The following is a 6,250-nucleotide window of genomic DNA, read 5'->3' as shown; positions in this document are numbered from 1 at the left end:
CACTATATTCTACATTTTGATGATAATTTTTTGCTAAAGCAATTAAAGCTAAACGACGGCCAACCTCCCATTTTCCCGGTGGATGAATATTGTCCAAATTATCAGGTAAATCATTTATCACGGCCATTCCGGTATTTTGAATTTTAAGTGCCAAAGTTTGAGCTTCCCAAAACTTTGGAAGCGTATATTTATCTAAAGGATATTTTCCCGGGCTTTTAGAATACAAATAAGGCGCAATTTGAACATAATAAAATGGTAAGTCGGGTTTATGCCAAAGACTTCTCCATTCATCAATAAGCAATTTCATTTTATAAGTATAACCCAGCGTTTCGTTTTGGAAACAATTGGTCTCACCTTGATACCAAAGAATACCCTTAATACCAAATGGTGCAATTGTTTGTATTAATGTGGGATAAAATTTACCGGGTTTCGAAGTATCTGCGTTTAATATTTTCCCATCCTTGTCCGTTAAAGTAATGGTTGCACCTAACCAGGGCTCTATAGCACTTCCCGGAACAGCTGAAGAAATGACACCAATGGGTACATGTAATTTTTCATACAATTCCTTGGCAAAAAAATACGAAACGGCAGAAAAAGAACGTAAGGCAGAATCTTCTGCATAACACCATCCTTCGTGATCTGGATGAACTTTTACTAGCCTCTTTCTATCACCCAAAAATATTCTAATGTTTTTATTTTTTGCATAATTCAATTCATCCACTGGAGAATATCCCGTTGCATAAGTCTTGGTCACTTTACTGTTTCTACGCATGGTATACTCCATATTTGATTGTCCGGAAGTAAACCAGACTTCTCCTACAAGAATATTTTTAAGCACAATTGTATTGCTACCTTCTATGGTTAAATTTTCCGGGGTAAATGAAGTGCTTAACGGGTCAAGCCAGACCTCCCATTTGCCCTGGGTATCTGCTTTTGTTCTTTTTTCTTGATGATTAAAAAGAACAATTATTTTTTCTCCCGGCTCAGCATTCCCCCAAATGGGCACCGGTTGTTCTCTTTGCAGAACCATATTGTTTCCAATTATCTGTGGTAAAGTAATGGAGGCTTCAGCAGCATTTGTTCTCGCAAAAACAAATGCAACACTCCATAAAAATACCTTCTTAAGTAATTCCATTTTATTTATCTGTAGTTTTTAAATATGCTATATAATAAGTTGCTTTTTGGGTTTTTTCACCAGCGTTGGGTAAATCATAGTCTTGGTCTGTAGGCGTATCTGCATTTGGAAATCTTCTCACACCGCCTGTTCTAAAAACAATTCGTCTTACGTAGTGAATTGGCGCAAAGAACAAATTTCTCATTTTCATTTCACCATTGACTTTAACCGTATAAAAGCGGTTTTGGGTATTTAAGCTCACTTCTATATTATACGTTTTACCTGCGTCGTATTTCATAATGTCTTTGTTTCTGTAACCGGCTTTTGCAAAAAAAGTACCGGTAGAATCAAAGGTTAGTCGAATTGCTGCTGCACCCACTGCGTTTTGAAATGCTATATCTAATTGGCCATTTTTATTTTGTTCAGGTGTTATCGAAAAGGAAGCCGTCAAAATTTTCGCGTCGGGAATTATTCGTTCTGCCTTGGCATAATCAAAGGGATCCCAGTCACTCAAGGTGAGTGCTTTTTTTCCATTTGGCATTTTAGTAATCCCCACAGGCGCCCATTGCGGACTATAAAAATTCCACTTCACTAATTCTTTCCCGTTGGGCATTTTATTAAAGTCATCATTTGCCTGTTGTGTCGCTAACTCCTTGATGGGAACAGGAATCTCTGAGACCCAAATATCTTCCTTATTCATACTATAACTTACCCATAAATTACCATCTGGAGGCGTCCCGTTTCCTTCAATAATACCGCGTGTATATTGAGGTCCATAAGATTTATAAGCACCACCATAACGCATAGGAGGAATCTCGCCGTTCACTAAAAGTAAATTCGTATAATTTAGCCCATCCTTACTCGTCGAAAGGGCCAAAGGCCATCTGAATTCAGAGGGATTATACACCGTTACATATTTTCCGTCAGAGGTACGCTGTCCCCAGATTTTGGCATTACTAGTCACAAATCCCGGTGCGCGCGTAGCGTTTAGCGGCCAAGTTTTTCCATTGTCCTTACTGATGGCGGTAAGCGCATATTTCCATAATCCCACAACGCGCCCATCTGGTAAATGATAAAAATTAAAGGCTTTATAATTTTTATGCAAAGGAATCAAAGGATCTTTTCTATCGGTCTCTTCTTCCCACTGCATCATCATCAAAGGATCATCCATTACCTCTTTGCAAGCTGCAACAAAGCCTTTGTCTTTGCTATTTGTAAAAAAAGGATAACTCGTATTTTTTTCGTTCCAAGCAGGATTATAATGCAAAAAATAAATCGGTCCTAATTGACCATTTTTATAGACTTCTCTTACGACACGCCCAATACCTTTACCATCATTTGGGTCATCGTGAGCAGCGAGCACAATTCCGTAAAAACCCATTACCAAAAGACGATTAGATTTTGAAACATAAAAGCCCATTCTTTGATGCATTACCGCATACAAATCCTTCGCGACACCTTTAACACCTGGTTTTGTGGTGCCGTCCGGTATTTTATATTTTGGAAAAATGACCATTGGCTTTTGCCAGCTATAACCATCTTTGGAGGTTGTTAATAATGTATGCCCAGGTGGGACACTCTCCCCCACTTTGTCACTTAGATATTCCAAATAAAATTGATTATTCCAATATGCCAGCATCGGTTGATGATTATATGTCCATCCGTAATTTTCCGCAGTTGAAGGATGCTGTCTATTGGCTCTTAAAACCTGTATGTTATGTACCCCTACTACCGGTGCGAGGCGGCCATCGGGATAATCTACATTTACCAATGTTTGTCCACTATAATGTACCGTATCCTGCGCTTTCAGTCCTGAATTTACAGTAACTAGAGAAAACACCAAAACTGTCATTATTTTTAAGAAATCGTTCTTTCCTTTAGTCGTCATTGTTATTAGATAGTTCATGGAATATATTTCTGATGATTTTCTTTTTGACCTTTATAATTGTTCCATGTTTATGTCCTTGTGGAATATCAATTTGACTGGTAACATTGGTAAATGTTTGAAAATCCCTCGTTTTTACCGCGCCAAATACTTTTTTGCTGTACCAATCAAAATAAATTAGATAGTTTTTGCCCACTTTTATTGTTGCCGGCCCTTCGGAAAAGCCGGGTGTAAAAGCCTTTGAAACATTCTGATAGGGCCCTAACGGATTATTGGAAAAAGCGACTTTTATATCTCTATTAGGCCTGGTATTATCCTTAAAAACAAGTACATATTTTCCTTTCCCTTGTTTAATGATTTGTGCATCAATGCTACTAAAACCCGGATCGAAAAATAATTGTTCTTTAGAAAAATTTTTGAAATCTCGGGTCGTCACATAATACAATCTGTGATTATTATCCTCATCTTCCTGTCCCCTTGCAAAACGATGCGGAACGGTGGAAGCCCACACAATAATATATTGTTTTGTAACTGCATCATAAAATAGTTCGGGCGCCCAAACATTGACTGTCGTGGGCTCGTTTTCCATGACAGGAATTTCTTGTTCTTTTGACCAATGGATAAGATCTTTTGAACTAGCATAACCAAAGCTTTTTTCACCTTTCCAAGAAGAAGTCCAAACTAAACGAAAAACTTTGTCTGGTCCTTGTAAAATAGAAGCATCCCGCATAATCCTTTTTTCTCCCACTTCGGGTTTCAAAAAAATATGTCCAAAATCTTTCCAGTGATAGCCGTCATAGCTATACAAAAATCTCAAACCTTGATTAGCGGGTTCGTGAAAGGAAGAATATAGATAGGCCGAATTAGAGCAAGAAAATAAAGTAAAAAAGAATAGACAGCATAGAAGAATCCTTCTATGGCAAGGCTCTACAAAGCTCTTCAACAAAGTATTGGAGAAATTTCCTATTTTAATTATTATTTTCAATTTGAATAAATAAATACAGTTTTTAAATTATTTGCTATCCCTTCTTTCCTATTCAAAAGTCAATAACAAATCTAAGTTAGTAAATTTATATGTCAAAAATACATTTATATATAAATAAATAATCTTAAAATCTTTCCATAAGGTTATAGAATATTATCATGGATCGTATTTAAATGCTGGGAAATCAAAAGCAAAAAAGGAGAATGTGAAAGATATCGGGGACTACCACACCGAGGGGATTAGAAAATGTTTTAATCCTTTGATAATGGCACAAGCCTACCCAGCCATATTGTAGCGGCATTAAAAAATAAAGAAAGAATTCAGATGACTTTTATCTATTCCGATAGATTTATCCAATAAAATTTCTTTTCAAAAATAAAATGACAATTATAGCCTGCTGCCCCTTTTGAAGGAGCATTCCAGCGAATAAAAATTCAACACTAAAGGATGCATGAAAGCGTTTAAACAATTCATTGAAGAGAGGGGCTTTCCGGTTCATGAACAGTCTCATTCAAATTGTCGCATTGGTAATTATCACATCACCTTATACATTTTTGTTGCAGAATTTATGTAATCCATTGGATCAAAGGCTTTATCAAATGTCTCTTCTAAATCGGTTAACTTTGAAAGCAAATTGGTTATTTGTGGCCCAATCTGCGGGTCACTTTTGTATTTTTCAAAAACTTCCCCATATTTTATAATATTTTGATCAATTCTAAAAGTTATTTGGCCAAATCTCGTTTTTAGAGATTGCACCTCCATCATATTATAATATACATCTTCTTTCCAGCCTTTAGGGTCGGATATTTTTTTTGCAGCGATATAATTACTTGCGTTCTTACGCAGAGTCGTTAAATACTGATACCTGATTTCAGCATCGCTTTGTGTGGTAAAGGAATCGACAAAATTTGTAGAATCAACGTTCAACAATCTTAGATTATAGGTTAAACTATGGGTATAAAGACTTTTAAGGCCTTTTAATTCGGCTGTTATCACTTCCCATTCATGCTCTATTTCCCCCTTGTCATAATCAAATTGACTTACTTTCATTGTGAGTGCAATCATTTTTTCACTTTGGTCCCGAAGTGCCTTATTTCTTTTACCCAAGCTACTTAAATAAGTAGTCATGCCGGCAAAAAGTACAGAAGAAATGGGTCCCACAACTGGAACATACTGTGCAGTACTTCCAGAGAATGTAAGCAGGTTGCTAGTCATATTTAGCGCTTCATCAGTCTTTTCATTCTTCTTTACGTATTGACCAAACTTTGAAAACCATTCCTTATAGCCCGCATAATTCATCGGATTACCCGCTTCATTTAGTTGGTCAAAAAAGCGGCGCGTAGAATTAAAAAGCAGCAGAGGTTTTATCTCTCTATCCATGGACAATAGATTGACGATCGCAGACTGATAATTGGCTTGATAGGTGTTAACGTCATTTTGTTCCATAGCCTTTTGGCGGTCCTCTAAAGCCTGTACTCTTAAAAAGAGTTTTTCGACCTTTTCTTTTGCATCTTTAGAATCCTTGATAGATATATTTAATGCATTTACTTTTTGATCCAATTGATAAACAGTCGAATCAATTATTTTAGTTTTTTTATCAAAGCCAGATTGTATTTCATTCATTATTTTATCCCGCAAAATCTTATCCGTTGTATTGTCTGCAATTATTTGCGGCCTTGGGCTAGACGTATCACGTTCAATGGAAGTGCTGTCAGTAACATGTTTCACAGGACTTTGCGCCAGTAGGGCCGAGGAAATTGTGATACCCAACAAAGCGAAAATTATACGTAACTGCTGCATAAAAATGATTTTAGCAAATTTCAGGTATTATTTTAGTTATCAATACAGGGCAAAAAATATTAACTTTTCGATTATTAGTTAATAGAAGCGTTAATTGCTTTAAAAGAACTCATGGAGGTCTTTTTTAACACCTATAATAGCACAATGACAGACAAGAAAAAAATTGGGCATGATTAAATAAAATCATGCCCAATAAGAAAACCAAATAAAACCCAGAAGAAATGCATTTAGAATCTATACACCATCAACTACTCCCCATTACTTCCAATGGATCAAATTGAATAAATTCGTTACTTTGTAGATGATTAATTTCTTGGTTCATGTCCCTGCAATGATTGAACCGGTTTGTTTTCAAATTTCTTTTATAAAGCGTTTTAAATCTTAAGCGGAGATTTTCATATTCCAAAAAATAAAGAATAAGAGGTTGCCTTTGGTAAAGGCAACCTCTATAAAGGTCTAACGTCTT

The 6,250-nt window shown here is 36.2% G+C and carries 4 protein-coding genes; all 4 read right to left on the bottom strand.

Translation table 11 applies throughout. From position 1 onward, the window contains the following. On the bottom strand, positions 1-1,135 hold a 1,135-nt coding region (locus ACQR30_RS03970; RefSeq protein WP_429731580.1), incomplete at its 3' end, for a sialate O-acetylesterase. 1 nt (position 1,136) lies between these two features. Next, positions 1,137-3,020: a six-hairpin glycosidase gene (locus ACQR30_RS03965; RefSeq protein ID WP_429731577.1), complete on the bottom strand. Its 1,884-nt coding sequence runs from the start codon at positions 3,018-3,020 to the stop codon at positions 1,137-1,139. Then, a complete protein-coding gene (locus tag ACQR30_RS03960) occupies positions 2,992-3,984 on the bottom strand; it encodes a glycoside hydrolase family 43 protein (RefSeq protein ID WP_429731574.1) in 993 nt (330 codons plus the stop codon). Before ACQR30_RS03960 ends, ACQR30_RS03965 begins: the two co-directional genes overlap by 29 nt. Before the next feature lie 534 nt (positions 3,985-4,518). After that, positions 4,519-5,784, bottom strand: a complete 1,266-nt coding sequence (locus ACQR30_RS03955) for a hypothetical protein (protein WP_429731571.1) — start codon at positions 5,782-5,784, stop codon at positions 4,519-4,521. Positions 5,785-6,250 lie beyond the last annotated feature (466 nt).

This window comes from Arachidicoccus sp. (assembly GCF_050436765.1).
In the GTDB taxonomy this organism is placed as follows: domain Bacteria; phylum Bacteroidota; class Bacteroidia; order Chitinophagales; family Chitinophagaceae; genus Arachidicoccus.
Note: the sequence above shows the minus strand (reverse complement) of the source record. Positions and strands in the feature narration are given on the sequence as shown.

Excerpts from the sequence above, each read along its gene's own strand:
- ACQR30_RS03965 (WP_429731577.1), bottom strand. The coding sequence starts at position 3,020 with ATGAACTATCTAATAACAATGACGACTAAAGGAAAGAACGATTTCTTA.
- ACQR30_RS03955 (WP_429731571.1), bottom strand. The coding sequence starts at position 5,784 with ATGCAGCAGTTACGTATAATTTTCGCTTTGTTGGGTATCACAATTTCC.